Annotated in this window: 16 protein-coding genes; 7 read left to right on the top strand and 9 right to left on the bottom strand. The window is 70.3% G+C overall.

Features of this window, described 5'->3' with window-relative positions; translation table 11 throughout:
• The 3 genes from ACFHVL_RS16935 to ACFHVL_RS16925 form a co-directional block, all read left to right on the top strand.
• Positions 1-1,332: OmpL47-type beta-barrel domain-containing protein (locus ACFHVL_RS16935; protein WP_416628956.1), on the top strand; the 1,332-nt coding region annotated here is incomplete at its 5' end.
• Positions 1,333-1,385: 53 nt separating this feature from the next.
• On the top strand, positions 1,386-2,621 hold the full coding sequence (locus ACFHVL_RS16930; protein ID WP_416628955.1) for a multicopper oxidase domain-containing protein: 1,236 nt from the start codon (positions 1,386-1,388) through the stop codon (positions 2,619-2,621).
• Between the two features lie 50 nt (positions 2,622-2,671).
• Positions 2,672-6,673 carry a ThuA domain-containing protein gene (locus tag ACFHVL_RS16925; RefSeq protein WP_416628954.1) on the top strand — a complete coding sequence of 1,334 codons (4,002 nt, stop codon included), beginning with the start codon at positions 2,672-2,674 and terminating at the stop codon, positions 6,671-6,673.
• 299 nt (positions 6,674-6,972) lie between these two features.
• On the opposite strand, the gene ACFHVL_RS16920 is transcribed toward ACFHVL_RS16925, so the two are convergent.
• The 3 genes from ACFHVL_RS16920 to alr form a co-directional block, all read right to left on the bottom strand.
• A complete protein-coding gene (locus ACFHVL_RS16920; protein ID WP_416628953.1) occupies positions 6,973-8,106 on the bottom strand; it encodes an acyltransferase family protein in 1,134 nt (377 codons plus the stop codon).
• 65 nt (positions 8,107-8,171) lie between these two features.
• Complete coding sequence (locus ACFHVL_RS16915; protein ID WP_416628952.1) at positions 8,172-9,230, bottom strand: D-alanine--D-alanine ligase family protein; 1,059 nt, start codon at positions 9,228-9,230, stop codon at positions 8,172-8,174.
• Positions 9,227-10,423, bottom strand: a complete 1,197-nt coding sequence (gene alr / locus ACFHVL_RS16910) for an alanine racemase (RefSeq protein WP_416628951.1) — start codon at positions 10,421-10,423, stop codon at positions 9,227-9,229. The genes ACFHVL_RS16915 and alr overlap by 4 nt, the downstream gene beginning before the upstream one ends.
• A gap of 323 nt (positions 10,424-10,746) precedes the next feature.
• Here alr and ACFHVL_RS16905 point away from each other — a divergent pair, with 323 nt between their 5' ends.
• The 4 genes from ACFHVL_RS16905 to ACFHVL_RS16890 all read left to right on the top strand — a co-directional run bounded on the left by ACFHVL_RS16905 (position 10,747) and on the right by ACFHVL_RS16890 (position 18,972).
• The gene (locus tag ACFHVL_RS16905; RefSeq protein ID WP_416628950.1) at positions 10,747-13,191 is read left to right on the top strand and encodes a M14 family metallopeptidase; all 2,445 of its coding nucleotides are present in this window, start codon (positions 10,747-10,749) and stop codon (positions 13,189-13,191) included.
• Positions 13,192-13,325: 134 nt separating this feature from the next.
• Positions 13,326-13,958 (top strand): M23 family metallopeptidase, encoded by a 633-nt coding sequence (locus ACFHVL_RS16900; RefSeq protein WP_416628949.1) that lies wholly within the window; start codon positions 13,326-13,328, stop codon positions 13,956-13,958.
• A gap of 320 nt (positions 13,959-14,278) precedes the next feature.
• A complete protein-coding gene (locus ACFHVL_RS16895; protein ID WP_416628948.1) occupies positions 14,279-18,082 on the top strand; it encodes an endo-1,4-beta-xylanase in 3,804 nt (1,267 codons plus the stop codon).
• Between the two features lie 206 nt (positions 18,083-18,288).
• Positions 18,289-18,972: a cysteine hydrolase family protein gene (locus ACFHVL_RS16890; protein WP_416628947.1), complete on the top strand. Its 684-nt coding sequence runs from the start codon at positions 18,289-18,291 to the stop codon at positions 18,970-18,972.
• Here ACFHVL_RS16890 and ACFHVL_RS16885 read toward each other — a convergent pair.
• The 6 genes from ACFHVL_RS16885 to ACFHVL_RS16860 are packed head-to-tail and all read right to left on the bottom strand — an operon-like array spanning position 18,969 to position 25,161.
• On the bottom strand, positions 18,969-20,882 hold the full coding sequence (locus ACFHVL_RS16885; protein ID WP_416628946.1) for an AMP-binding protein: 1,914 nt from the start codon (positions 20,880-20,882) through the stop codon (positions 18,969-18,971). The two genes, ACFHVL_RS16890 and ACFHVL_RS16885, sit on opposite strands and share 4 nt — an antisense overlap.
• Entirely contained in the window at positions 20,883-21,284 is a 402-nt protein-coding gene (locus ACFHVL_RS16880) for an LLM class flavin-dependent oxidoreductase (RefSeq protein WP_416628945.1), read from the bottom strand.
• A complete protein-coding gene (locus ACFHVL_RS16875; protein ID WP_416628944.1) occupies positions 21,284-22,180 on the bottom strand; it encodes an enoyl-CoA hydratase in 897 nt (298 codons plus the stop codon). The genes ACFHVL_RS16880 and ACFHVL_RS16875 overlap by 1 nt, the downstream gene beginning before the upstream one ends.
• A complete protein-coding gene (locus ACFHVL_RS16870) occupies positions 22,177-23,223 on the bottom strand; it encodes an acyl-CoA dehydrogenase family protein (RefSeq protein ID WP_416628943.1) in 1,047 nt (348 codons plus the stop codon). Before ACFHVL_RS16870 ends, ACFHVL_RS16875 begins: the two co-directional genes overlap by 4 nt.
• 12 nt (positions 23,224-23,235) lie before the next feature.
• Positions 23,236-24,375, bottom strand: coding sequence for an acyl-CoA dehydrogenase family protein (locus ACFHVL_RS16865; RefSeq protein WP_416628942.1), 1,140 nt, complete (start codon positions 24,373-24,375; stop codon positions 23,236-23,238).
• 3 nt (positions 24,376-24,378) lie between these two features.
• Complete coding sequence (locus ACFHVL_RS16860; protein ID WP_416628941.1) at positions 24,379-25,161, bottom strand: enoyl-CoA hydratase family protein; 783 nt, start codon at positions 25,159-25,161, stop codon at positions 24,379-24,381.

Genomic DNA, 25,161 nt, shown 5'->3' with positions numbered 1-25,161 from the left:
CTCGACGGGGCCGCCTGGACCACCTACACCGCACCGGTGACCGTGAGCCGGCCCGGCCAGCACACGCTGAGCTACCGGGCCACCGATCTGGCCGGCAACACCTCAGACCCCCGATCGGTCTCCTTCACCGTGGTGGCCCCGCCGGATCCCGACACCACCGCGCCGACGGTGACCGCGGCCGTGTCGGGTGCCCAGAGCGAGGACGGGGCCTACGTCGGGGCGGCCACCGTCACCCTCACCGCCACCGACGACCACTCCGGCGTCGACACCATCGAACACTCCCTCGACGGGGCCGCCTGGACCACCTACACCGCACCGGTGACCGTGAGCCGGCCCGGCCAGCACACGCTGAGTCACCGCGTCACCGACCGGGCCGGCAACACCTCAGCCGCGCAGGGAGTCACCTTCACCATCGTCTCCGGTGGCGCCGACCCGCAGTGCCCCGTGCTCGACACCCGGCCGGTCGTCTGGCTGGGCACGCTGAGCAGCGGGGTACCGAACCGGCAGGTAGGCACCGGCTGCACGATCAACAACCTGCTCGCCAGCGAACGGAACTGGCTGAACCACAACGAGTTCATGCAGCACGTCCGGGCAGTCGTGAAGGACCTGCGCGACCGGGGTGTCGTCACCCAGGCCGAACGGGTCACCCTGATCGAGACAGCCAGCCTCTCCGCGGTCGGCAAATCGGATGAACAAACCGGCTACCACCCGATCCTGAGCCGCTCGGGCGCGTCGTTCGCCCAGTGGGAACACGTCGGGGCAGGCGGATTCACCCGCAACGCCGACGGTTCGGTCACCAGCCGACCGATCGCCGGACTCGGCATGCTCTGGTTCCCGATCCGGACCTACGGCGACTTCTCGATGAAACTGCAGTGGCGTGACGACGCACCCGGCGAGGCCCGCGCCAACAGCGGCGTCTTCGTCCGGTTCCCCCGGGTGCACCAGCACCCGGCGGAGCCCCGCCCCGAATGGGTGGCGATCAAGTACGGCCACGAGGTGCAGATCTACGACAGCACCGCCGGCGACCCGTACAAGACCGGATCGGTGTACGGATTCGACGGCGTCGGCATCAACGGTGCCGGGGTCACCGCGAAGGGCACCTGGAACGACTACGAGATCCGCGTCGTCGGGCAGCACTACTCGGTCTTCCGCAACGGCGAACTGGTCAACGAGTTCGTCAACACTCCGGAGCTGATGTTCGACCCACCTCGGGCCGACGATCCGGGTGGCGCCGGCCGGCAGCGCGCCGAGGGCTACCTCGGGCTGCAGGTACACGGTGCCGGCGACATCGTCAGCTTCCGCAACATCCGGGTCGCCCCACTGACGCCATGAACGAGCCCTCACCCCCTGCCGATCCCGGTCGGCGCCGCGTAAAGGACACGACCTTGGACTCCGAAACGATCGACGAACCTCGCAGACCGCCAGTCCTGCTCAGTACCGGCGCCAGCCGGGCGCTGCTGGTCATCGCCGTCCTGGCGGTGACGTTCGCCAGCGCCGGCACGGCGTACGCCATGAAGGGGGTCGCCGCCAACCAGGGCGCCGCCCAGTTGGCCGCCGCCCAACCTGCGGGCGCGGCGCCGGAAGGTTGCGTGACACCCGACCGCCAGCTGCAGTTGTACGCGGTGGAGCTGCCCCGTGACCCGGTGACGAACCAGCTCCGGCTGGGCTACGGCCTGACGCCGGAGACAGCCTCCTACCCGGGGCCGACGATGGAAATGATCGAGGGCGAGTGCCTCGCGATCACGCTGCACAACCAGGTGACGGCGGAGACGCTGGCACAGCTGCGGACCAACCCCGCGCACCCGCTGGGCCTGTCCTTGCACGTCCACGGAGTCAAGTACACCCAGGACTCGGACGGCACCGTGCACAGCGGCTCCTACGTGGCACCGGGCGAATCGCGCACCTACACCTGGTACGCGAAACCGCGCAGCAGCCGCACCGGATCGCCGGGGACCGCCGGGTACTGGTGGTACCACGACCACGTGGTCGGTGGCCCGCACGGCACCCAGGGACTGAACTCCGGTCTCTTCGGTGGCCTGGTGGTACGCCGCCAGGGCGACCCGCGGCCGGACCGCACCTACGTGACCGCCTTCGGCGACCGGCAGTCGATCAACCTGCGGCGCGGCGCGGCGGCCGACAACTGCGACCTGGACAACCCGGTACCGGGTCCGGCCTGCTTCGTCGCCAAGGTCGGCGAACGGGTCGAGTTCATCGTGATCGGCCTCGGCGACGACATGCACACCTGGCACGTGCACGGGCACGCCTGGGCGGACACCCGGACCGGGGTGGTCGCCGGCGACAACAAGGCGATCGTCGACTCGATACCGGTGATCGACAACAAGACGCTCGGCCCGGGCGACTCGTTCGGAGTGACCATCGTCGCCGGCGACTCAGTCGGTCCCGGGCACTGGATGCTGCACTGCCACATGCAGTTCCACTCCGACCTCGGCATGGCGACGACGCTGCACGTCCTCGACGCCAACGGGCAGATGCCGCCCGGTGGGCACCACCACCGGGAGGCGGCCAACCAACTGCCACTCGACGTCGAGGCCGGTGCCGGTGGTGCCCCCGACACGGACGACGTCCTGGCCGGCAGCCACCACGCCGGCACCCACAGCTGACCACTTCCGTCCCCACCCGGCGCACCCGCCGGTCCCCGTAAGGAGCAGGAATGGCCGACAGACGCCATTTCGGATTCCCCCGACCTCCCGCACTGCCCGCCCCCCAACGAAACAGCCGGCGCCGCCGCGTCACCGCAGTGGCCGCCGCCGCCACCCTGCTGGCCGGGCTGCTGGCCGTCCCGGCCTCCCCCGGCCAGGCCGACACCCCGCCGCCGACCTGGGGCAACCGGGTGGTCAACGTCCTGGTCTTCCACGGACCCGAGGCCGAGCAGGCCGACCCGGTGCGCCGGGCCACGAACGTCATCCGCAAGCTCGGCTCCGAGCACGGCTTCTACGTGCACTCCTCTGACGACCCGAGCGTGTTCAACCCGGACAACCTGGCCCGCTACCGCAGTGTCGTCTTCCTCTCCACCACCGGCGTCGTGCTCGACGAGGCGCAGGAGGCGGCGTTCCAGGCATACGTCAAGGGCGGCGGCGGCTTCGTCGGCGTGCACGACGCGGCGAACGCCCAGCCCGGATCGCAGTGGTTCACCGGTCTGCTCGGCACCCGGCCGGCACCGACCCTGCCACCGGCGGAAACGGTTGTCGAGGCGACCGCCAGCGGCAACAACCCACCGAACGAGACCGCCAACCACGCGTTCGACCGCGCCACCGGCACCAAGTGGCTGACCCGATCCCCGACCGGCTGGCTCGCCGGCAAGCTGGCCGCGCCGACGGTGGTCAACCGGTACGCCCTCACCTCCGCCAACGACTCCGCCGGACGCGACCCGCGGGACTGGACCCTGCAGGGCTCCAACGACGGGCTGGACTGGACGGACCTGGATCGGCGTACCGGGGAGAGCTTCCCGCAGCGCTTCCTCACCCGGCAGTTCACCGTCGACAACACAGTGGCCTACCAGCACTACCGGCTGAACATCACTGCGAACAGCGGTGAGCCGCTGACCCAGCTGGCCGAACTGTGGCTGATCGGCACCGACGCCGGGCCGGCGCCGGAGACGCAAGTGCAGCAGGCGAAGATCGACGTGCTCGACCGGGACCACCCGGCATCTGAGAGCCTGCCGCTGAACTGGACCCGATCCGACCAGTGGATCAACTGGAACCCGAGCCCGGTCGGCCGGGTACACATCGTCGCCCAGGTCGACGAGTCCAGCTACGACCCCGGGATCAGCGGCAACGGGCCGTTCCACCCGGTCGCCTGGTGCCACGACTACGACGGTGGCCGGTCGTTCTACACCGGCATGGGCCGCACCGAGGCGAGTTGGGTGCGGGACCAGCAGTTCCGCGACCACATCCTGGGCGCGATCCGGTGGACCGCCGGCACCGTCCGCGGCGACTGTCAGGCGACGATCGCCGCCAACTACCGGGTGGAACGACTGACCGGCACCAACCAGACGGGTCAGATGGATCAGATCGGCGAACCGCACGGCCTGACCATCGCCCCGGACGGCACGGTCTTCTACATCGGTCGCGGCGCCTGCGCCTCCGGTGCGATCCCCGACTGGTCGAACCCGGACGTCGGCAAGGGCTGCGGCACCATTCACCAGTGGGATCCGCGGACCAGGCAGGTGAAACTGCTGACCACCCTGGAGGTGATGGGCAACCGGGGCAGCGGCAGCGAACTCGTCAAGAACGAGGAAGGGCTGCTCGGTATCACGCTGGATCCGGCATTCGAGGAAAACGGCTGGTTCTACGTCTACTGGATGCCGCACGAGTCGATCGATCTGGAGAACCGGATCGGCCAACGGACCATCTCCCGCTTCACCTACGACCACGACGACGCGTCGATCGACCAGGAAACCCGCAAGGATCTGCTCAACTGGGACACCCAGATCCACAGCTGTTGCCACGCCGGGGGTGGGATGACCTTCGACAACGACGGCAACCTGTACGTCGGCACCGGCGACTCGAATTCGTCCGGCGGTTCCAGCGGCTACTCCGGCAACAACTGGACCCAGGAGTACGCCGGCGTCTCGTTCCAGGACGCCCGACGCACGGCAGGCAACACCAACGACCTCAACGGCAAGATCCTGCGGATCACCCCACAGCCGGACGGGACGTACCAGGTCCCGCCGGGGAACCTGTTCACCGGCGAGGAGGGCGGCGGTGACAAGGCCCGTCCGGAGATCTACGTCATGGGGGTACGCAACCCGTCCCGGATCGCCTGGGACCCGGTCAACAACTGGCTGACCGCTGCCTGGGTCGGCCCGGACGCCAGCACCGCCAACCCCGAACTGGGGCCGGCGAAGTACGAACACGCCACGATCATCACCTCGGCCGGCAACCAGGGCTGGCCGTACTGCATGGGCAACCGGCAGCCGTACCGCGACCGCAGCAACGACGACGCCACCGTGCTGACCGGCTGGTACGACTGCACCAACCCGCGCAACACCTCGCCGCGCAACACCGGTCTGGTGGACCTCCCACCGGTCCGTGACAGCATCATCTGGTACTCACCGCAGGGCGGCGGGCCGGTGTACCCGACCCGCACCGACGGCAGCGGTCTGCCGTCGTACGTCCCGGGCGAGGAGACCTTCACCCGGCCGTACCTGCGTGGTGGTGGCCAGGCCGTGATGGACGGACCGACCTACCACCGTTCCGAGGTCGACCCGGCCAGTACGGTGGCCTGGCCGGCCTACTGGAACGGCAAGTGGTTCATCGGTGACCAGTCCAACTCCGGCAACCGGGTGGCGGTCACCGTCGACCCGGCGGTGGTGCCCGACCAGGGAGCACCGGCCTTCGGCGAGGACCTGCGGGCGATCATCCCGGGCGGCAGCGGCGGCACCCAGCTACAGTCCTGGATGGACGCGAAGTTCGGCCCGGACGGGGCGCTCTACCTGCTGGACTACGGCGGCGGCTTCTTCACGCTGCACGGCAACCAGAAGCTGATCCGGATCGTCTACGACGGGGGCGGCCCGCAGGACGCCTCGGCCCGGGTACCGGACCCCAGCGAACCCCGTACGGTTGCCTTCTCCAGCCACCGGGCCGGTGGCGTCGCCTGGGAGTGGACCTTCGGCGAGGGCAACCGGGTCTCGAACCAGCCGCATCCGACGCACACCTACCGGAGGCACGGCCGGTTCGAGGCAAAGGTGAAGATCACCTACGCCGACGGCGAGGTGGTCGGGCACACGGTGGTCGTGGACACCGGATGCGACGCCCCGGACGCCAGGGACACCGTCTGGCTGCTGGATGCCGACACCGGCGTACCGAACAACGCGGCGGCGGCCGGGTGCACCGTCAACGACCTGATCGACGATGAGCGGGAGTGGCCCAACCAGGGGTCGTTCACCAGCCACCTCGACGAGGTGCTGGCGCAGCTCACCGACGACGGGGTACTCGACGACGACCAGGCGGCGACGCTGCGGGCGGCGGGTGCGGACTCACCGATCGGCCGGACCGGCGGCTACCGGTCGCTGTTCGACGGCACCGGCCACTCGCTGGCCGACTGGCGTCAGGCCCCCGGCGGCACCTTCAAGCTTTTGCCGGACGGCTCGATCAGCACCTCCGGCGGGCTGGGCATGCTCTGGTACGGCAAGGAGGAGTTCGCCGACTACTCACTGCGGCTGCAGTTCAAGGACGTGTCACCCGGCACGGTCCGGGCCAACAGCGGGCTGTTCGTCCGGTTCCCGGACCCGACGGTGCCGGTGGACGAACGACCCGAGGACAGTTGCGGCACGATCGGCTCGGCCCGCAGTTCCCAGGCCTGGGTGGCGATCTACTGCGGTCACGAGATCCAGCTCTACGACGGCACCACCGGGGAGACGCAGAAGACCGGATCGGTCTACAACTTCCAGCCCAACGATCTGGAGCAGGCCCGGCCGACACCGAAGGACGAGTGGAACGACTACGAGATCCGGGTCGTCGGACAGCGCTACACGATCATCCGCAACGGGGTGACGATCAACGAGTTCGACAACATCCCGGGCAAGCAGTCGTCGCGCTCCGGTGACCCGTCGACGGACCTTCGCCAGTTCGTCAGCGGATTCATCGGCCTGCAGAACCACGGCACCAGCGATGTGATGGAGTTCCGCAACATTCGGTTGCGAACGCTGTAGCCCGGTCGCGTCGGGCGCGGGCGCGGGCGCTGTCGCCCCGCGCCCGACGCGCGGCCCGTCGGGACGATCGGCGGATCGAACCGCGGGCCGGCGGAACTGCGGCTTCCGTCGGTCGGCCGTGGCCGCGGGTCGCGGCGCGGGGAACAAGCCGAACATCTCCTCCGGCACGCCTTCGGTGTTCTTCGCGTACCGCCCGTACGCGGTCGGGTACGCACCCGATTACGCGCAGGCTGGACATCATGCCCAGCGGCGATGAAGTTCAGCAGCACCGGCCCGGCTGTCACCCGTACGGGCCGGGTTCACCGCCCGGCTGCCGGCACCGGGTCCCGTTCGACCCGCTGATCGTTCGCCGGGCCGGGCGGTGGGCCCGGGGCCTTGCCCGACCCGGGAAGGACCCGCGCGGCGGCCTCCAGGACCCGCTTCAGCCGCGACGCCACCGGACGTTCGATCAGCCGATGGATTCCGTACGCGAAGACCGCCATGGCGCCGACGAGGCCCAGCACCAGCACCCAGCGCAGCACCAGCGACGGTGCGAACAGTTCCCCGAACCAGGCCAGTATCACGAAACCGACGTTGCCGTGCACCAGGTAGAGCGGATAGGTCAGGGATCCGGCGACGGAGAACCATGGGCGGCCCACCGGTGTGGTGACCCCCAGCGCGACCAGCAGCATCACCAGATAGATCAGCCAGATCACCACCACGATGACCCAGGGATGGAACGGGACCTCGTACCGGTCCGCGACGTCGCCGGCGAACCCGATCCCCCGGTAGAGGGCGTTCGCGTACGACAGCACCAGGATCACCGCCAGCTCCCAGGTCATCCCGAACCTGTGGACCAGCCCCAACGCCATCCCGGCGATGAAGTAGTGGGCGAACGTCGTCTGTAGGAGCACCTCCGCGACCGAGGGCAGCAGACCTACCTGCAGCAGGCCGGTCAGCACCAGCCAGCCCCAGAGCGTGTTGAGCACCCGCCGGCGGGTCAACCCGATGCAGGCGAGGACGAACACCACCACGTAGAATCGGATCTCGGCCCAGAGCGTCCAGTAGACGACGTCGATGTCTGCCACGTTGAGCGCCGGATGCACCATCGTGAGGTTCGCCAGATACTGCCAGAGGCTGACCGGGAACGCGCCCGACAGGACGCTGACCAGGGCCGTGAGGGTGACAGCGAACCAGAAGGCGGGGTAGAGACGCACGATCCGCGAGATCACGAACTTGCTGGGCCGACGGCCCCACGCGCTCAGCAGGACGACGAACCCGCTGATCATGAAGAACAGGTCGACACCGAGATACCCGTACCGGGCGACCTCGCCGAAGGTCGGAAACGCCAGCGAGGTGTGGCCCTGCATCCATCCGGTGAAGGTGTAATGGAAGATGACGACGAAGACAGCTGCCAGAATCCTCAGCAGGTCGAGTTCGTACAGCCGTCTCATGCCTGGACTCGCTGTTCTGTAGGGGCGGGGCGGCTACCTGCGCGTCCCCCGACCGACCGGAGTCGTCAGACCTGGCCCGACGTGACCGGCATGCCCGCCGTCGGCAGGGTGCGCCCGCCCTCGATCAGGATGTCGAGCAGCTGCGGAAAGCCAAGGCCGGCCTGCTGCCAGATCCGGGGGTACTGGGAGGCGTTGGTGAAACCCGGGAAGGTGTTGACCTCGTTGACCACCGGCTCGATCGGGGCGGACCCACCAGCAGCGTCCACCTGCGACCCGATACCATCCACTCGCGACGCCACCACGGCGGCTCCAGGCAGGAAGAAGTCGACCCGGAGCAGGCCACGGCAGCCCAGCGATTGAAATGCCTGCACCGCCCGGTCCTGCAACAGTTGGGTGGTGACCGGATCCAGGGCGGCCGGGATGTGAAACACGGCGCTGCCGTCGTACTTGGCGTCGTAGTCGAAGAACGCGGCATCGGCCACGATCTCCAACGGCGGTCCGGCCACGACCCTACCGTCGGGGTACTGCAGGACGGCCACGTCGATCTCCCGACCGGACACGGCCTGCTCCACCAGGACCTTCTCGTCGACCTGCCAGGCCTTGTCGAGTGCGGCGGGCAGCTGCGACCAGCTCTCCACGCGGGACACGCCCAGGCTGGAGCCGGCCCGCGCGGGCTTGACGAAGACCGGCAGCCCCAGCCGCCGCTGGTCCTCCTGCGAGAGCTCGTCACCGGGCCGCAGCGTCACCGCGGCGGCGGTACGCAGGCCATCCGCGGCGAGCAAGGTCTTCGTCATCGCCTTGTCCATGCCGGCCGCGCTGGCCAGAACCCCGTTGCCGACGTACGGGACGTTCAGCCACTCCAGCATCGACTGGACCGTGCCGTCCTCGCCGTAGGGGCCGTGGAAGGCGGGAAAGACCACGTCCTGGCCGCACAGCATCGACAACGCCGCCGGCAGGGTGGCCGGCTCGCCGTCGATCGACCAGCTCCCGTCCCGGCCGATGAGCACCTGGGTGACCTGGTAGGTCGCCGGGTCGAGGTGGGCGACGATGCTTTCGCCCGAGCGCCGGGACACCTCGTGCTCACCGCTGCGGCCACCCGACAGGACGGCTATCCGGATGCTCATACGATCGTTGCCTCCGTGTTGACGTACCTGCGTGCCACTCTGGCGCCGATACCGGTGAGGATCTCGTGCGGGTTGGTGCCGGCCCAGCGCGCCCAGTCCGCCACGGACGGGGCGGCGTCGGGCGCCGCGTCGTCGTCGCTGCCGAAGACGACGACGGTGTCGCCGAGCGCCACCGACAGTTCACCAGCGTCGACCACGCACTGGTCCATAGCGATACGACCGACGATCGGCCGGCGCGTGCCGGCCAACTGTACCGCCGCGCGCCCTTCTGCGGTGCGGGGCAGCCCGTCGCCGAACCCCAACGGCAGCAGAGCCAACGTCGTCGACCGGTCGGTGACGTGGCGCAGTCCGTAGGAGACGCTGGTGCCCGCCGGCACCCGTTTCACGTTGACCACGGTGGACCGCAGGGTCATCGCCGGCCGCAGGGCGACGGCGCTGGTTCGGGTGCTTTGCGACGGGTGCACCCCGTAGAGCGCGATGCCGATCCGACACAGGTCATAGCGGGTCTCGGCAGCGGTCAGCGCCGCCGCCGAATTCGCCAGGTGCAGCAGCGCCGGGTCCAGGCCGGCGCGGCGGGCCACCCGCACCGCCTCTTCGAAGGCCGCGACCTGCTGGGCGATGCTCGGGCAGTCGGGCACCTCGGCGTTGGTCAGGTGTGACCAGACCGCCCGGACCTGGACGGTCCCCTCGATCTCGTACCTGCGGGCGGCGCTGGTGAGGTCCGACCAGTCCGCGCTCACGGCACCGTTACGGGACAGCCCGGTGTCGGCCTTGAGCTGGACCACCGCTGGCGCGCCCAGGTCACGTGCCGACCGGGCGACCGCGTCCAGGTGCGATCCGGTTGATACCGCGATGTCCACCGACGCGGCGATCAGCGCCGTGAAATCCTCGTCGGGACGGTGCAGCCAGCTCAGCACCGGGGCGCCGATCCCGGCGGACCGCAGGGCGAGCGCCTCCGTGGCCGAGGTGACACCGAGCCAGGTCGCACCGGCACCGAGCGCCGCCCGCGCCACCTCGAAGGCGCCGTGACCGAAACCGTTCGCCTTCACTACGGCGAGTACCGGGGTTTCGGCGACCGCCGTGATGGTGCGCACGTTCGCCCCGATAGCAGCCAGATCGACCACGGCTTCGGCGAGTGCGCGGGCGGGCGTCACCACGGCGTGCGGACCGGGGCGGGGTCCTTCGTCCGGCACTGATCCCTCCCGTGGGCGAAACAACTACCAGGGGTTACCGCATCCCTGCGAATCGAAGTGGTGCTCCTGTCGGCGGCGCGGCGCCACTATACCGCTGGCCACGACCGCGGCGACGGTGGCCACGGCCAGCCGCGGATCAGTTCGTGAACCGTGGCCCACCGTGACCGTCGGGCCGGCCGGCCGGAACTCATTGACAGATCAAGATGTCGCCGTTGAGGATGAGTCCACCAGTCGGTCTCGGTAACCAACCGGTCACGCCAGCACCCGGCAACTCGCCCTGTTCCCACCCCAGATCAGTGGCAACCCAGGTGAAAGGTACGAACATGCACCCATCCCGACTGCCGCAGTGGCGTCGACACCTGGCCGCGGCCACCGCTGCGGCCACCGCCGTCGTCCTCCTGGCCGGGCCGGCCACCGCCGTGCCCACCGACGTTCCCGACTCCACTGGCGACAACGCCGTCCACTCGGTCCTCGAACGCTTCGCCGGTGAGCGAGCCAGCGTCGTGGAGGTCGTCGTGGCCGACCGCGACGAGCTCGACGGGCTCGTGGCGACCGGGGTCGACCTCGACCACCATGTCTCCCAGACCGCCGCCGGCATCGTGGTGCACGCCGTGGTCACGCCGAACGAGCTCGACGTGTTGCGGACCCTCGGCTACGAGATCGGCGCGACCCTGCACGACGCGGCCGACACCGATGCCCGGATCGCCGAACGCGAGGCGATCATCGCCGCGAACGAGGCGGCGAACGAGGCGTTCACCGCCCGCGTCGAGCAGAGCTCCAGCACCTCCGATGTGAAGATCATCCGGGCCGACTACTACACCTCCGGCACCAGTCAGGTGCTGTCGGTCGAGGCCAAGTGGGCCCAGGGACAGACCGTCGGCACCTCGTTGACCGTCACCCGCGACAGCGGTCCGGGCACCGAGCTGGGCTCCGGAGGTAGCCAGACCATCTCGCGCTTCGTCGACGCCGGGGTCTACCTCTACCACCGGGGAGCCGCCACGGTGGGCGCCCGACCCGACCGGATCCAGATCGTCAGCCCGACCGGTGACGTGGCGCAGGTCCAGGTCAAGGAGTGGCTACCGATCTCCGACGACGCGCCCGAGGGCCCGGGCTACCAGAAGGACTTTGTCACCAGCTATCTCACCCCGACCGAGTTGTACGCCCGGATCAAGGCGCTCGCCGACGAGTTCCCGCACCTGGCCGAGGTCGTCGAACTGCCGTACAAGACCAACGGCTACCGGCGCAAGGCGCAGGTGGTGCTCGGCACGGCGACCACGAACCGGGTCGCGGTCGACTCACACGCCTGGGGTCACGAGGGCGGCAACGACCTGACCGTCGAGGTGGTCGACCCCGGCGCCGCCGACCGGAGCATCGAGGTCACCGTCGCCGGCCCGGCGATCCGGGTCAGCCTGGGCACCGACGGCGCGGGCACCCCGACCAGCACCGCGGCACAGGTCGCCGCGGCGATCAACGCCAACGCCGGCGACCTGGTCAAGGCCTACACCTACCGGGGCAGTGTCGGCGACGGCGTGGTCGCACCGGCCGCCCCGACACCGCTGTCGGACAACCTCAGCGCGCCGGAGTCCGTCTCACGCGACCCGCACCCGGTGTACGCGCTACGCATCGGCAAGTACCGCGACGGTTCCCGCACCGGCGTGCTCGCCTACGCCCAGGAGCACGCCCGGGAGTGGGTGCCACCGCTGGTCACGATCGAGACCGCCGAGCGGCTGCTGCGCAACCACCAGACCGACGAGAAGACCAGACAGCTGCTGCGTTCGTTGGACATCTGGATCGCCCCGTCGATCAACCCGGACGGCGGGCACTACTCGTTCTACGACTTCGCCTCCCAGCGGCGGAACATGACCAACCACTGCGCCGACGGCGGTACCACCGACGCGCTGGCCCGCAACTCCTGGGGCGTGGACAACAACCGCAACTACACCGAATACAGCCTCTTCGACGGCTACTCGGGTGCCTCCACCAGCTGCACCAGCGACGTCTTCGCCGGCCCGGGTGAGCTCTCCGAGCCGGAGAACAGGAACCTGGACTGGCTGGCCAACCGGGCGAACATCAAGTTCTCGATGAACCTGCACTCCTCCGGCAACTACTTCATGTGGTCACCAGGCTCGTACGCCACGCCGGGCCGGACCTCCGCACCCCGGCCGACCCTGGCCGAGGAGTCGTTCTTCTGGGGTGCCTCGTCGCGGATCCTGACGTCGATCAAGCGGCACCGAAACCTGGCGGTCACCCCGGCCCGGACCGGCCCGATCTCCGACGTGCTCTACTCGGCCGCCGGCAACTCCGGCGACATGCTCTGGTACAAGTACGGGATCTACGCGTGGAACTTCGAGGTGGGCACCTCTTTCCAGCCGACCTGGACCGAGGCGCACGAACAGACCATGGAGTACTCCAACGGGCTGGTCGAGCTGATGAAGGTCGCGCGGGACTACGACAAGGATCTGAAGCGACCGACCAGCAGCCTGGTCACGGCGCCCAGCGCGACCACCGGAATGGTCGACATCCGGTTCGAGGTGAGCGAGCCGGCAGCGGTGTTCTACACGCTGGACGACAGCAAGCCAACGTTCGAGTCGACACTTTACGCCTCCGCCGGTGTCCGGGAGGGGGCGGAGACACTGACGGTGCCGTACGGCACCAAGATCTCCTGGTTCTCGGTCGATTCCGCCGGCAACATCGAGCGGGCCTACCGGCCGGACGACATCGACTCGAAGACCTGGAACCGGGGATTCGCGATCATCTCCGACAGCTGATCGGAAACCGGACGGCGTTCACCGCGCCGGCCGTGGCGCCTGCTGCCACGGCCGGCGCGCCGCACTGACCACGGCAACCGTCGCACCTGCGGTGACCGTGGCAACCTGTTGCCAAGTTCTGCCATGCTCGCGAGGTGAGCATCGGCCAGCCGCCACGTGGGACCCGCCGCCGACGCAGCGGCCCCACCCTGCGCTTCGCACTCGGCGTCGCGGCGGTCGTCGCCGTCGGGATCGCCGTCACCGTCGGCGTGCCGATGCTGCGCGAGCCCGGACCACGCCCACTGTTCCAGCTTCCGGTGCCGTGCGGGGAGAGCTGGCAGCTCGGCACCTACCCCGGCCACGACGACTACGACGTCGACCTGTTCCCCACCGGGGGCGACTCCTGGGGCCGCCCGGTGCTCGCCTCCGCCGCCGGCACGGTCACCGTCTCGGGCGTCAACGGATCGGTGGGTGGGCGGACCGAGCAGAACCCGCAGGGCCCCAGGGGCCGCGGCGGCGGTTACTGGGTGAAGATCGACCACGGCGGTCGGTGGGAGACCCAGTACCTGCACCTGCTGGAGGCGCCGATGGTGAGCGCCGGCCAGCAGGTCGCCGGTGGCCAGCAGATCGGGCTGGTCGGCAGTACCGGCAATTCCGGCGCTCCGCATCTGCACTACGAGCAGCGTCGGGGCTGGCAGAAGGTCGAGACCTACTTCGACGGCCTCCCCTCGGGCATCACCCACGACGACTACGAGTACACCGTGACGCTCACCAGCAACAACTGTTGAGTCTGCCGGCCAGTCGGCGGCTGCCGCTCGCCCCGCCTGGCGTGGCACCGGGAGAAGTGCAACTGGGCACGGTCGCATACCGCTCAACCGACCACTGGCACCGGCGCCTCGCGGTTAGGCCAGGCGTTGTGCCGTTACCTATCAGTGCGTTCTAGCAAGCGCACGGTCCGCCACGTCGAACCACCAGCTCACCGGACGAGGACCGGAGTTGGCACCAGATGTCGACGGGCCGACGGGACCCGGCTAACATTTCCAAGTCTGGATCTGCTGGCGCGATCCACCAGGCACCGACCACACGTACGTCCGTGCAGGGAGCCTTCATGCGCCTCAGATACCACTCGTCTCACCGACCCCGCCGGCTGGCCGCGATCGCCGCAACCGGCGCGGCCGCGCTCATCGCCTCGGTCGCCCTCGCCCCGTCGGCCGCCGCCGAGACCGTCGTCCTGGCCAACGACTTCGAGTCCGGCTCGTACGCTCCGTGGAGTCCTCGCGGCGACGTGAGTCTCGCCATCAGCGACGAGGGTCGCGGCAGCTCCGCCAGCCTGTCGGTCACCGGCCGGACCGCCGACTGGCAGGGCCCGGCGACGAGCGCGACCGAGCTGTTCTCCCCCGGCGTCACCTACTCGGTGACGGCCTGGGCGAAGCTGCCCGCCGGCACCGGAGGGTCCACCGGCATCCACTTCACCGTCGAGGCCACCCCGGCCGCCGGCGGCGACAACACGTACACCTGGATCGGCGACAACGTCACCACGACCGCCGGAAGTTGGGTACGCATCGGTGGCTCGTACACGATGCCGGCGGGTCTGTCCTCGGCGACCGTGTACGCGGAGGCAGCCGGGACCACCCCGTTCCTGCTCGACGACGTACTTGTCACCGCCCCCGACGCCGCGCCCGGTGTCGTCACGGTCACCGCCGTCGACTTCGAGGACGGCAGCACCGGCACCTGGACCGCCAGCGGCGAGCCCACCCTCACCGTGCTGGACGACGAGGACGGCAGGATCCTGCAGGTCAGCGACCGGTCCGAGGGATTCGACGGGCTGCAGAGTCCCGCCGGCATCTACTCCCCCGGTGTCACCCACACCTTCACCCTGCGCGCCCGGCTGGCACCGTACGGACCGGACTCCTCGGGCTTCCGGTTCGTGATGAAGCCGGACTACACCTGGATCGGCGACACCACGATCACCGCTGCCGGCTGGACCACGGTGACCGGCGAGTTCACCGTTCCCGCGGACGCCGACCCGGCCGGGTACCAGGTCTACCTGGAGGCAGCCGAGGCCACCGCGACGTACCTGGTCGACGACATCACGGTCACCGCGCCGAGTGACGGACCCGGCGGTCCACCGCCGGGCACCATCGTCGTCGACAGTGACTTCGAGGACGGCCTCGACGGTTGGCAGCCGCGCGACGGTGGCCCGGGTGCGCCGACGGTGGCGCTCACCGACATCGCCCACGGCGGCGCGGCAGCCGCACTGGTCACCGACCGGGTCAATCAGGGCGCCGGCATCGGCCGGGACGTCACCACCGAGTTCGAGGCGGGTGTCGGCTACGAGATCAGCGCGTGGTTGCGCTTCGCCGACGGTCAGCCGGTCGACGAGATCTGGTTGAGCCTGGCCACCACCTCGGGCGGCAGCGAGTCGTTCAGTACCCTCGCCCAGTTCGAGACGATCGGCAACGGCGGCTGGACCGAGGTCTCCGCGACTTTCACCGCACCGGCCTTCGACACCGCGTTCATGTACTTCGAGACCAGCTGGCAGGGCTCGGACGTCACCGGCAACACCAGCGACTTCCTCCTCGACGACGTCGTGGTCCGGGTGCCGGACCCGCCGGTGGTCGAGGACCTGACCGGCATCTACCAGACCACCGAGTTCCCGGTGGGGGTCGCGATCGACAGCCGGGAGACCGTCGGGGTCGCCGCAGAGCTGCTGACCCGGCACTTCAACAACATCACGCCGGAGAACCACATGAAGCCGGAGGCGTGGTACGACGACGAGCGCACCTTCCGGCCGCACGACCAGGCGATCGCCATGATGGACTTCGCCCAGGCCAACGATCTCGGCGTGTACGGACACGTCCTGGTGTGGCACAGCCAGACCCCGGCGTGGATGTTCCAGGACGCGGCCGGTGAGCCACTGACCACGTCCGCAGCCGACCAGCAGGTGCTGCGCGACCGGATGCGCGAGCACATCTTCGCCGTGGCCGAATCGCTCAGTGATCGGTACGGGCCGTTCGGCTCGGACACCAACCCGATGAACGCCTTCGACGTGGTGAACGAGGTGGTCAGCGACAGCGGCGAGTACGCCGACGGGCTGCGGCGCAGCGAGTGGTACCGGATCCTCGGCGAGGAGTTCATCGACCTGTCGTTCCAGTACGCCGAGGAGGCGTTCAACGACGTGTACGCCGTACCCGGCACCGACCCGGTCACCCTGTTCGTCAACGACTACAACACCGAGCAGAGCGGCAAGCAGACCCGGTACAAGGCACTCGTGCAGCGGCTGCTGGACCGGGGCGTGCCGATCGACGGGGTGGGCCACCAGTTCCACGTGTCGCTGGCCACGCCGGTCGCCAACCTGGAGACGGCGTTGGCGACCTTCGCCGAGCTGCCGCTGATCCAGGCGGTCACCGAGCTCGACGTCACCACCGGCACCCCGGTGAGCGAGGCCCGGTCGATCGAGCAGGGCTACTTCTACCGCGACGCGTTCCGGATCTTCCGGGCGTACGCCGAGGACCTGTTCGTCGTCACGGTCTGGGGGCTCAACGACGGGCGGTCGTGGCGGTCCGGCAACGGCGCGCCGCTGATCTTCAACGACGACTTCCAGGCCAAGCCGGCGTACTACGGCACGGTCGACGCCGACCTGCCGGCCCGGCCGCGGACCGCGAACGTCTTCGCCGGTGAGGTCGCGCTGACCCCCGGCGTGACCTCGGCGCTGGACTGGAGCAAACTCCCGCTGCACCTGGTGGAGGACGTTGCCGGGTTCCAGCTGCGGTGGACGGCCGAGACACTGACCGCGTTCGTGACGGTCACCGACGACGCGGCCGACGCCGGCGACGGGGTCGACTTCGTGCTGGCGGGCGAGACGTACCGGGTGGCCCGCGACGGCTCGGGCGACGTGCCCGCAGTGGCGACCGAACGGGCCGGGGGCTACGACCTCGTCGCGCAACTGCCGCTGACCGCAGCCACCGATGGTGACACCGTCACCCTCGACGTGCAGGTCAGCGTCGACGGGACAACTGCCGGGTGGAACACCCCGGGCGCGGTGGGCACGCTCACCCTGGTCGAGGAGCTGTCCTACCTGGAGGTGAAGCTGGCCGCGGCGGCCCCGGTCGTCGACGGCGCGGTGGATTCCGGTTGGACCGAGGCCGGGGTGGTCACCACCGACAAGGAGGTCTCCGGCACCGGCGGTGCGATCGCCACCGTACGGACGCTGTGGCGGGACCGGACGCTGTACGTGCTGGCCGAGGTGGCGGATCCGGTGGTGGACGTCTCCGGTTCCGATCCGTGGACGCAGGACTCGGTGGAGATCTACGTCGACGCCGGCAACGTCAAGAACGGCGCCTACCGCTACGACGACATGCAGGTGCGGATCAACGCCGACAACGTCGTGTCCTTCGGCACCGGCGACGAGGGGTTCCAGGCGGCCCGGGTCCGCAGCGCCACGGCACGCACCGACGGCGGCTACACCGTCGAGGCGGCGATCAGTCTGCTCGAGTACGGCGGCCTCGGCACGTTCCACGGCCTGGACTTCCAGGTCAACGACGCCTCCGACGGTGCCCGTACGGCGATCCGCAACTGGGCCGAGCCCGACGGCGTCGGCTACCAGACGACCGCCCGTTGGGGGGTCGGCCGACTGGTCTCGGACTCCAACGTGGAATTCACGGTGCGGCGATTCACGCAGTGGGATTCGGACAGCGGCGGCGGCTACTGCGCCGAGATCGTCGCCACCAACGGATCCGACCGGCCGGTCGACTGGGCCGGGGTCGTCGACCTCGAAGGCGACATCTACACCGCGTGGAACTTCGAGCGGGACCACATCGCTGGTGACACCTACCGGATCAACGGGGTGGCCTGGAACAAGACCCTGAAGGCCGGTGCCAGCACGTTCAGCGTCGGCTACTGCGCCACCTAGTGACCGGGACGGGGACCGCACCGCGGTCCGGGTGACCGGACCGGATCCCGGACGAGGGCCGTACCTGTCGTCGAAGGACGTCTGGTACGGCCCTCGTGGTCGACCGGGCCGTCGTCGACGCCGTTGCCAGCCCGGCGGGGGCGGCATAACATCAGAAACAACCAAGCACTTGCTCGTCCTCGACATCGACGTCCCCGGGAGCCCCGATGGCCCGCACCTACCTCGGGCACGTCCTGCCCGACCGCCTGGCCGACAAGATCGATCCGACCTGCACGGCGCTGCTCATCGTCGACATGCAGAACGACTTCGCGCACGACGACGGCCACTGCGCGAAGGCGTTCGGCAAATCGATGGTGACCGGCTTCCAAGGCGTGGTCGCCCCTATCGCCCGACTCGCCGCGGCGGCCCGGACCGCTGGCGTACCGGTGCTCTACTGCCGGGTGGCGCAGGAACCGGACGGGTCGCTCGCCTCGCCGGTCTGGCTCGCCGACAACCTGCGGTACGGATTCGAGCCCCTGCACTGCATGCGCGGAACCTGGGGCTGGGAGATCGTCGACGAACTCACCCCGCAACCCGGCGACGCCGTGTTCGAGAAGACCCGGCGCAGCGCCTTCGTCGGCACCCCACTGGAGAACCTGCTCCGCAGCCGCGGCATCCGCGGCATCGTCGCCACCGGAATCGCCGGCACCGGTTGTGTGGAGTCCACCGTCCGGGACGCGATCGAGCGGGACTTCTTCACCATCGTGGTGGCCGACTGCGTCGCCAACAACAACACGGAACTGACCGCGGCCTGCGAGCCTGCCTTCCGTGCCATCCTGGCGCCGCAGGACTGGACCACCAGCGAGCAGGTCATCGCGATCTGGAGCGGCACCGGCACCGGCACCGGCTAGCCGAACCGGGTGGCGGCGTCCGCCCGCAACCGGGCCTTGTCCGTCTTGCCACCCGCGCTCAGCGGCAACTCGTCCATCGTAACCAGCCGCTCCGGCCACTCGTACTTGGAGATGCCCCGGCCAGCCAGGTCGGCGCGGAGTTCGTCCAAGGTCAAATCGGTGCCATCGGTCGTCACCACGTACGCGCAGGCACGCTCACCGAGGACATCGTCGGCGGCCGGCACCACCGCGACCTGGGCGACCCGCCCGCACGCGCCCACCGCCTCCTCGACCGCCAGCACGCTGATGTTGTGCCCGCCACGGATGATGAAGTCCGCCACCCGGCCGGTCACCGTCAGGTAACCGGCCGGGTCGATCCGGACCAGGTCCCCGGTGAGCATCCAGCCCTGCGGGTGGAACAGCTGTTGGTTGGCGGGCGCGTCGTCGTAGTAACCGGGTGTCAGGCCGGGGCCACGGGCGGCGCACTGACCCGGCCCGCCCGAGGCGGTCACGTCGATGCCATCAGCGTCGAACAACCGTACCCGCATCTGCGGGATCACCCGTCCCGCCGTACCGAGTCTTTGATCCCGGTCGTCGTCGACCCGGGTGACGCTGATCGGTCCGGCCTCGTTGGAACCGTAGAACTGCAGCACGGCACAACCGGTCTCCTTCTCGAACCGGGCCGCCCGGTCGGCGGGCACCCGTTCCCCACCGGTGAACAGCACCCGCAGCGAGGACAGGTCCCGGCCCGGGGATCCAGCGGCATTGAGCATCATGACGAACTGGCTGGTCACCGCGGCAAGCACGGTGACTCGATGCCGTTCGATCAGTCTCCAGGTCTGCTCCGCGTCGAACTCCTCCGCCAGCACGGTGGGGTAGCCGTACATGGTCGGTACCACATGCGCGCTCCACTGGCCGAAGCCGTACGGGGCGGGCAGCACACTGGCGAACACCTCGCCGGGGCCGAACCGGGCCGCCTCGGCGGCGAGCGGCCCGAAGTACTTACGGGTGTTCATCGTCTGCATCACGCACTTGGGCAGCCCGGTCGTGCCCGACGTGGAGTTCAGGAAGAACAGGTCGTTGGCACCCAGACCCCGGCCGGCGATCGCAGCGGCGGCGGTGGCCGGGTCGGGCAGCGTCAGATGCCGGCCGTCGCGGACCAGGGTCAGTTTGCCGGCGGCGGTCAGATCCACTGTGAGGTGCGCCGGCCCGTCCGCCTCGCCGACGCCGGTCCGCAGTTCGCCGACCAGTTCGGCGGCGTCGCGACCCCGGTGCACCGCACGGGTCAGCAGCACCGCCGCCCGGGTACGCCGGACCAGATGCCGGACCTCCGCCGTACCGGCGCGTGGCCCGATGCCGACCGTCACCAGGCCGGCCTTCTGCGCCGCCAGGTAGGCGACGTGGACCAGCGCGCCGCCGGTGAGCAGGGTGGCGACCCGGTCCCCGGGTCGCAGGCCGGCCAGCGCGTACCCACCGGCCAGTCGGGTGCTGAGCGCGTCGTACGCCGACCAGCTCAGGGTGGCGTCGGTAGCGATGAACGCCGGGGCGTCGGGGCGGGCCGCGGCGTGGCGGGCGACCATCGAGGCGATCGTCTCGTCGTCCCAGTGCCCGGCCCGGGTGTACTCGTCGATGGTCGCCCGGTCGAAGACTGTCGAGCCGGCAGGATCGGTAGGGCCGGCAGGATCGGTGGCAGCGGTCATGAGTGGTCTCCCGGGGGTTCGCCGGTGGATGCGGGATCGGGCCACAGCGGCGCGAGCCGCTCGGCGATGGAGTCGAGTGCGGCCAACCGGTCCGCCGGGGTCGCCGGACAGCCGGACGTGGTGGGTGACCTGGTGCCCGGACCAGAGCAGGTCCAGCACCCGCGGCATCTCGTCGGTGCGGGCGCCCCGGGTGCCGAAGTCGGCGCCGAGTGCGGCGAACTCCTCGGCCATTCAGCCGACCCCGACGCCGAGGACGGCGCGGCCGGCGGACAGCTGTTGCAGACTGGCCCGGACGCGGGCGACATGGAACGGGTCCCGCAGCGGCAGGATCAGTACGCCGGCGCCGAGCCGGATCCGGGTGGTCCGGGTGGTCCGGGTGGTCCGGGTAGTCCGGGTGGTCCCGATGGTCCGGGCAGCCAGGTGTCCGAGCGTCACCGTCACGTCGGTCAGCGGGGTGCCCGGCCGGATACCGGGATCGTCGGATCCCCGGTACGGGTACGTGGGCGCGTAGTGGGCCGGCGTGACCACATGGTCGGCCAGCCACACGGTGTCGAAGCCGAGCTGCTCGGCGCGGATCGCGAGCGGCGCGTACTCCGGTGCCGGCAGTCCGAACAGTTGCAGGTCGAAGCGCATCAGTCGGCGCCGTCCGTCCGCTCGCGCATGCTGCGGGCGTCGTGCCCGGCCAGCGGGTCCGAGCCGACCTCGGCGTTGTGCGCGTGCGCGACATGGTGCAGCCCGAAGACCGAGTCCATGCCGGCGCGCAGGCCCATCAGGTCCTCGGCCTGGTTGACCGCCTTCTTGGTCAACGCCAGCCCGAGCCGGGGCATGGTGGCGATCCGAGCTGCCATGTCCATCGTGAATGGTTGCAGCTCCGCGCGGGGCACCACCCGGTTCACCATGCCGAGAGCCAACGCCCGCGCGGCGTCGACGCGCTCGCCGAGGTACAGGAACTCCTTGGCGAAGCGGGGTCCCATCACCCACGGATGGGCGAAGTACTCGACGCCCGGGATTCCCATCCGGACCACCGGGTCGGCGAACTGGGCGTCGTCGGCTGCGACGATCAGATCGCAGGACCAGGCGAGCATCAGGCCGCCGGCGATACATGCGCCCTGCACCATCGCGATGGTCGGCTTGGGTAGTTCCCGCCAGCGCCGGCACATCCCGAGGTACACCTCGGACTCTCGGGCGAAGCGGCTCTCCGCGCCGGTCTTGCCGACGTGGTCCCACCACAGCCCGGCGCGGCGGGGAAAGGTCCGGTCGACGTCGCGGCCCGGGGTGCCGATGTCGTGGCCGGCGGAGAAGTGTCTGCCGGCTCCGGCGAGCACGACGACCCGGATCTCGTCGTCGTCGGCCGCCCGGGCGAAGGCGTCGTCCAGGGCGTAGGTCATCGCCGAGTTCTGCGCGTTGGCGTAGCGGGGACGGTTCATGGTGACGACCGCCACCGGCCCGTCGGTGGTGTACCGAACCAGCTCGTCGGCGGATTCCGGCCGGTCGTCGGCGGGTGGTGGACTCGTGGCGTCGTCGGTCACGGTCGTCCTCCTGGGTCGGTGGTGGCGGCGGGTAGGCCGAGTGCGGTGCCGAGCCGATCGAGGTGGGCGTCGGTGCCGGCGGTCGCCGCACTGGTCGCCCAGACCCGTTTCGCGTACAGGTGCAGGTCGTACTCGACGGTGTAGCCGATAGCACCGTGGCACTGCAACGCGACCCGGGCGGTCCGCTCGGCGGCGTCGGAGGCGAGCAGGTAGCCGGCCGACACGTCAGCGGCCCGGGTGGCGGCACCGGTCGCGGCCGACCAGGCGGCGGCGAGCACCATCGGCGCGGCGAGTTCCAGGCCCAACAGGGCGTCGGCGAGTTGGTGCTTGACCGCCTGGAAACTCCCGATCGGCGCACCGAACTGGTGGCGGGTGCCGACGTGCGCGACGGTGAGGTCGAGCAGCCGGCGGCCGAGGCCGACCAGGTGTGCCGCCGCCGCCAGGGTGGCCCGGTCGGCGGTCAGCGCCAGCAGGTCGTCGCCGACGTCGAGCCGGGTGCTTACGGACGGGTCGGCAACGTCGTCGTCGATGATCCGCAGCGCGGCCCGTGATCCATCCACTGTCGGCACCGCAATGGTCGTGGCCCCGGCCAGCCGGATCAGCCGGGGCCCGCCCGGACCGTACGTCGACAGGGCCAGGTCGGCCCGTTGCCCGTACGGGACGAGTCCGGTCGGGCCGGCGAGGGCGATCCGGCAGCGGCCTTCGGTGAGGGCGGCGAGGTGTCCGCCCGGGTCGTCGAGGGCGGCGAGCAGCGGGCCGGCGACGGCGGCGGTCTCGGCCAGTGGCAGTGGCACCGCCGCGTACCCGGCGGCGGTGAGCACCGGCACCATGTCCACCTCGGTCAGTCCGAGTCCGCCGGCGGACTCGGGCACCATGGCGGCGAGCACGCCCATCTCGGCGAGGGCGGCCCAGAGCCGGTCCACCGGTTTATGGCCACCGCCGGGCCAGGCGGCCCGGACGACGGCCGGTGGACATTCGGCGGCGAGCAGGTCACCGACCGCGTCGCGGAGGGTGATCTGATCGTCGGTGAGGGCGAACCGCACGCCGCTCCCTTCTCAGCGTCGGGGCAGGCCGAGCAGTCGCTCGGCGACGATGCCGCGTTGGATCTCGTTGGTGCCGGCGTAGATCGGGCCGGCCAGGGAGAACTGGAAGCCTCGGGTCCAGCCGATGTCGAGCTCGGCGTCGGGCCCGAGTAGTTCGAGGGCGGTGCGGTGCAACGCGATGTCCAGCTCGGACCAGTGGATCTTGTTGAGGCTGGACGCCGCGCCCGGTGGGTCGCCGTCGAGCATCCGGGTCACCTGGGCCAGGGTGAACAGGTGGTACGCCCGGGCGCCGAGCCAGGCCCGTACCACCTGCTCGCGGAGCCGGCCGGTGAGTCGGTCCGGCCGGGTGCCGGCGAGCTCGACCAGCCGGTCGGCGGCCGCGGTGAACCGGCCCGGCGGGCGCAGGGTCAGGCCACGTTCGGAGCCGGTGGTGGCCATCGCCACCCGCCAGCCAGCCCCGACCTCGCCGACCACGTCGGCGTCGGGAACGAAGACGTCGTCGAGGAAGACATCGGCGAAACCCTCGTCGCCGTCGAATCGGCCGAAACCGCGTACGGTCACCCCGGGGGCGTCCAACGGCACCAGGAAGTAGCTCAAGCCACGGTGCCGCAGCTGCGCCGGGTCGGTGCGGAACAGGCCGAACAGGTGAGTGCAGAACGCGCCCCGGGTGGTCCAGGTCTTGTGCCCGGTCAGCCGCCAACCACCGGCGGCGTCGTCGCGGACCGCCCGGCTGGTCAACGCGGCCAGGTCGCTGCCGGCCTCCGGCTCGGACCAGCCCTGACACCACAGTTGCCGGGCGCCGGCCATCGCCGGCAGGATCCGGTCGCGCTGCTCGTCGGTGCCGAACTCGAACAAGGTCGGAGCGAGCAGGAAGATGCCGTTCTGAGTGACCCGCTGTGGGGCACCGGCGGCGGCGTACTCCTCTTCGAAGATCAGCCACTGCCAGAGGGAGGCCTCCCGGCCACCGTAGCGGCGCGGCCAGGAGACCACCGCCCAGCCGGCGTCGAAGAGTTGGCGTTCCCAGTCGAGGTGGGCGGCGAAGCCGGCGCGGGTGTCGCCGGAGGGCAGCGGTCGGGCCGGCCGGTGGGTACGCAGCCAGTCGCGGGCCTCGGCGCGGAACTGCTCGTCCGTCGGGTCTGGACGCAGATCCATGCCTCAGCCCTCCCGGCCCGCGCCGGTCGGCCCGCCGAAGCCGTCGCGGACCCGGTCGGCGACACCGGAAAGGTTGAGTTCGAAGGTGAATCCCTGCTCGTACCGGTAGCTGCGTTTGACGTCCCACGGGTCGATGCCGTTGAGGGACTCCTTCGCCGCCCGGATCACCGTCGGATCCTTCGCCGCGATCCGCCGGGCGAGCGTCAGCGCCGTGGCCCGCAGGTCGGCCGCCGCCACCACCGCCAGCACCGACCCGTAGCGGTGCAGTTCGGCGGCGGTCGCGGTGGCGGCGGTGTAGAGCATCGCGCGGGCCCGGTGCGCCGGCACCAGCCGGGACAGGTGGGTCGCCGCCCCCAGCGCGCCCCGGTCGACCTCGGGCAGGCCGAATGTGGCGTCCTCGCTGGCCACGACGATGTCGGCGTTGCCGGCCAGGCCGATGCCGCCGCCGAGGCAGAAGCCCTGTACGGCGGCGATCACCGGCACCGGGCAGTCGTAGACGGCGGCGAACGCGGCGAAGCAGCCCCGGTTCGCGCCGATCAGCTTGTCATGGCCCGGATCGGCCTGGATCTCCTTGATGTCGACCCCGGCGTTGAAGCCTCGGCCCTGCGCCCGCAGCACCACCACCCGGGTCGCCGGATCGGCACCTGCGGCGGCGATCGCCTCGGCGAGGCGGTGCCAGCCGGCGACCGGCAGGGCGTTGACCGGCGGCCGGTCCACCACGACCTCGACCACTCCGTCGTCGTCGGTGCTGGTGGTCACCATCGCGCTGTCTGCTGTGGATGTCAT

The sequence above is a fragment of the Micromonospora sp. LOL_023 genome (assembly GCF_048060115.1).
Taxonomy (GTDB): domain Bacteria; phylum Actinomycetota; class Actinomycetes; order Mycobacteriales; family Micromonosporaceae; genus Micromonospora_E.
This window is presented reverse-complemented; position numbering and strand designations above follow the sequence as displayed.

Coding starts and splice junctions, on each gene's coding strand:
- ACFHVL_RS16925 (WP_416628954.1), top strand. CDS start 2,672: ATGGCCGACAGACGCCATTTCGGATTCCCCCGACCTCCCGCACTGCCC.
- ACFHVL_RS16920 (WP_416628953.1), bottom strand. CDS start 8,106: ATGAGACGGCTGTACGAACTCGACCTGCTGAGGATTCTGGCAGCTGTC.
- ACFHVL_RS16915 (WP_416628952.1), bottom strand. CDS start 9,230: ATGAGCATCCGGATAGCCGTCCTGTCGGGTGGCCGCAGCGGTGAGCAC.
- ACFHVL_RS16905 (WP_416628950.1), top strand. CDS start 10,747: ATGCACCCATCCCGACTGCCGCAGTGGCGTCGACACCTGGCCGCGGCC.
- ACFHVL_RS16895 (WP_416628948.1), top strand. CDS start 14,279: ATGCGCCTCAGATACCACTCGTCTCACCGACCCCGCCGGCTGGCCGCG.
- ACFHVL_RS16890 (WP_416628947.1), top strand. CDS start 18,289: ATGGCCCGCACCTACCTCGGGCACGTCCTGCCCGACCGCCTGGCCGAC.
- ACFHVL_RS16885 (WP_416628946.1), bottom strand. CDS start 20,882: ATGGCCGAGGAGTTCGCCGCACTCGGCGCCGACTTCGGCACCCGGGGC.
- ACFHVL_RS16880 (WP_416628945.1), bottom strand. CDS start 21,284: ATGCGCTTCGACCTGCAACTGTTCGGACTGCCGGCACCGGAGTACGCG.
- ACFHVL_RS16865 (WP_416628942.1), bottom strand. CDS start 24,375: ATGGATCTGCGTCCAGACCCGACGGACGAGCAGTTCCGCGCCGAGGCC.
- ACFHVL_RS16860 (WP_416628941.1), bottom strand. CDS start 25,161: ATGACATCCACAGCAGACAGCGCGATGGTGACCACCAGCACCGACGAC.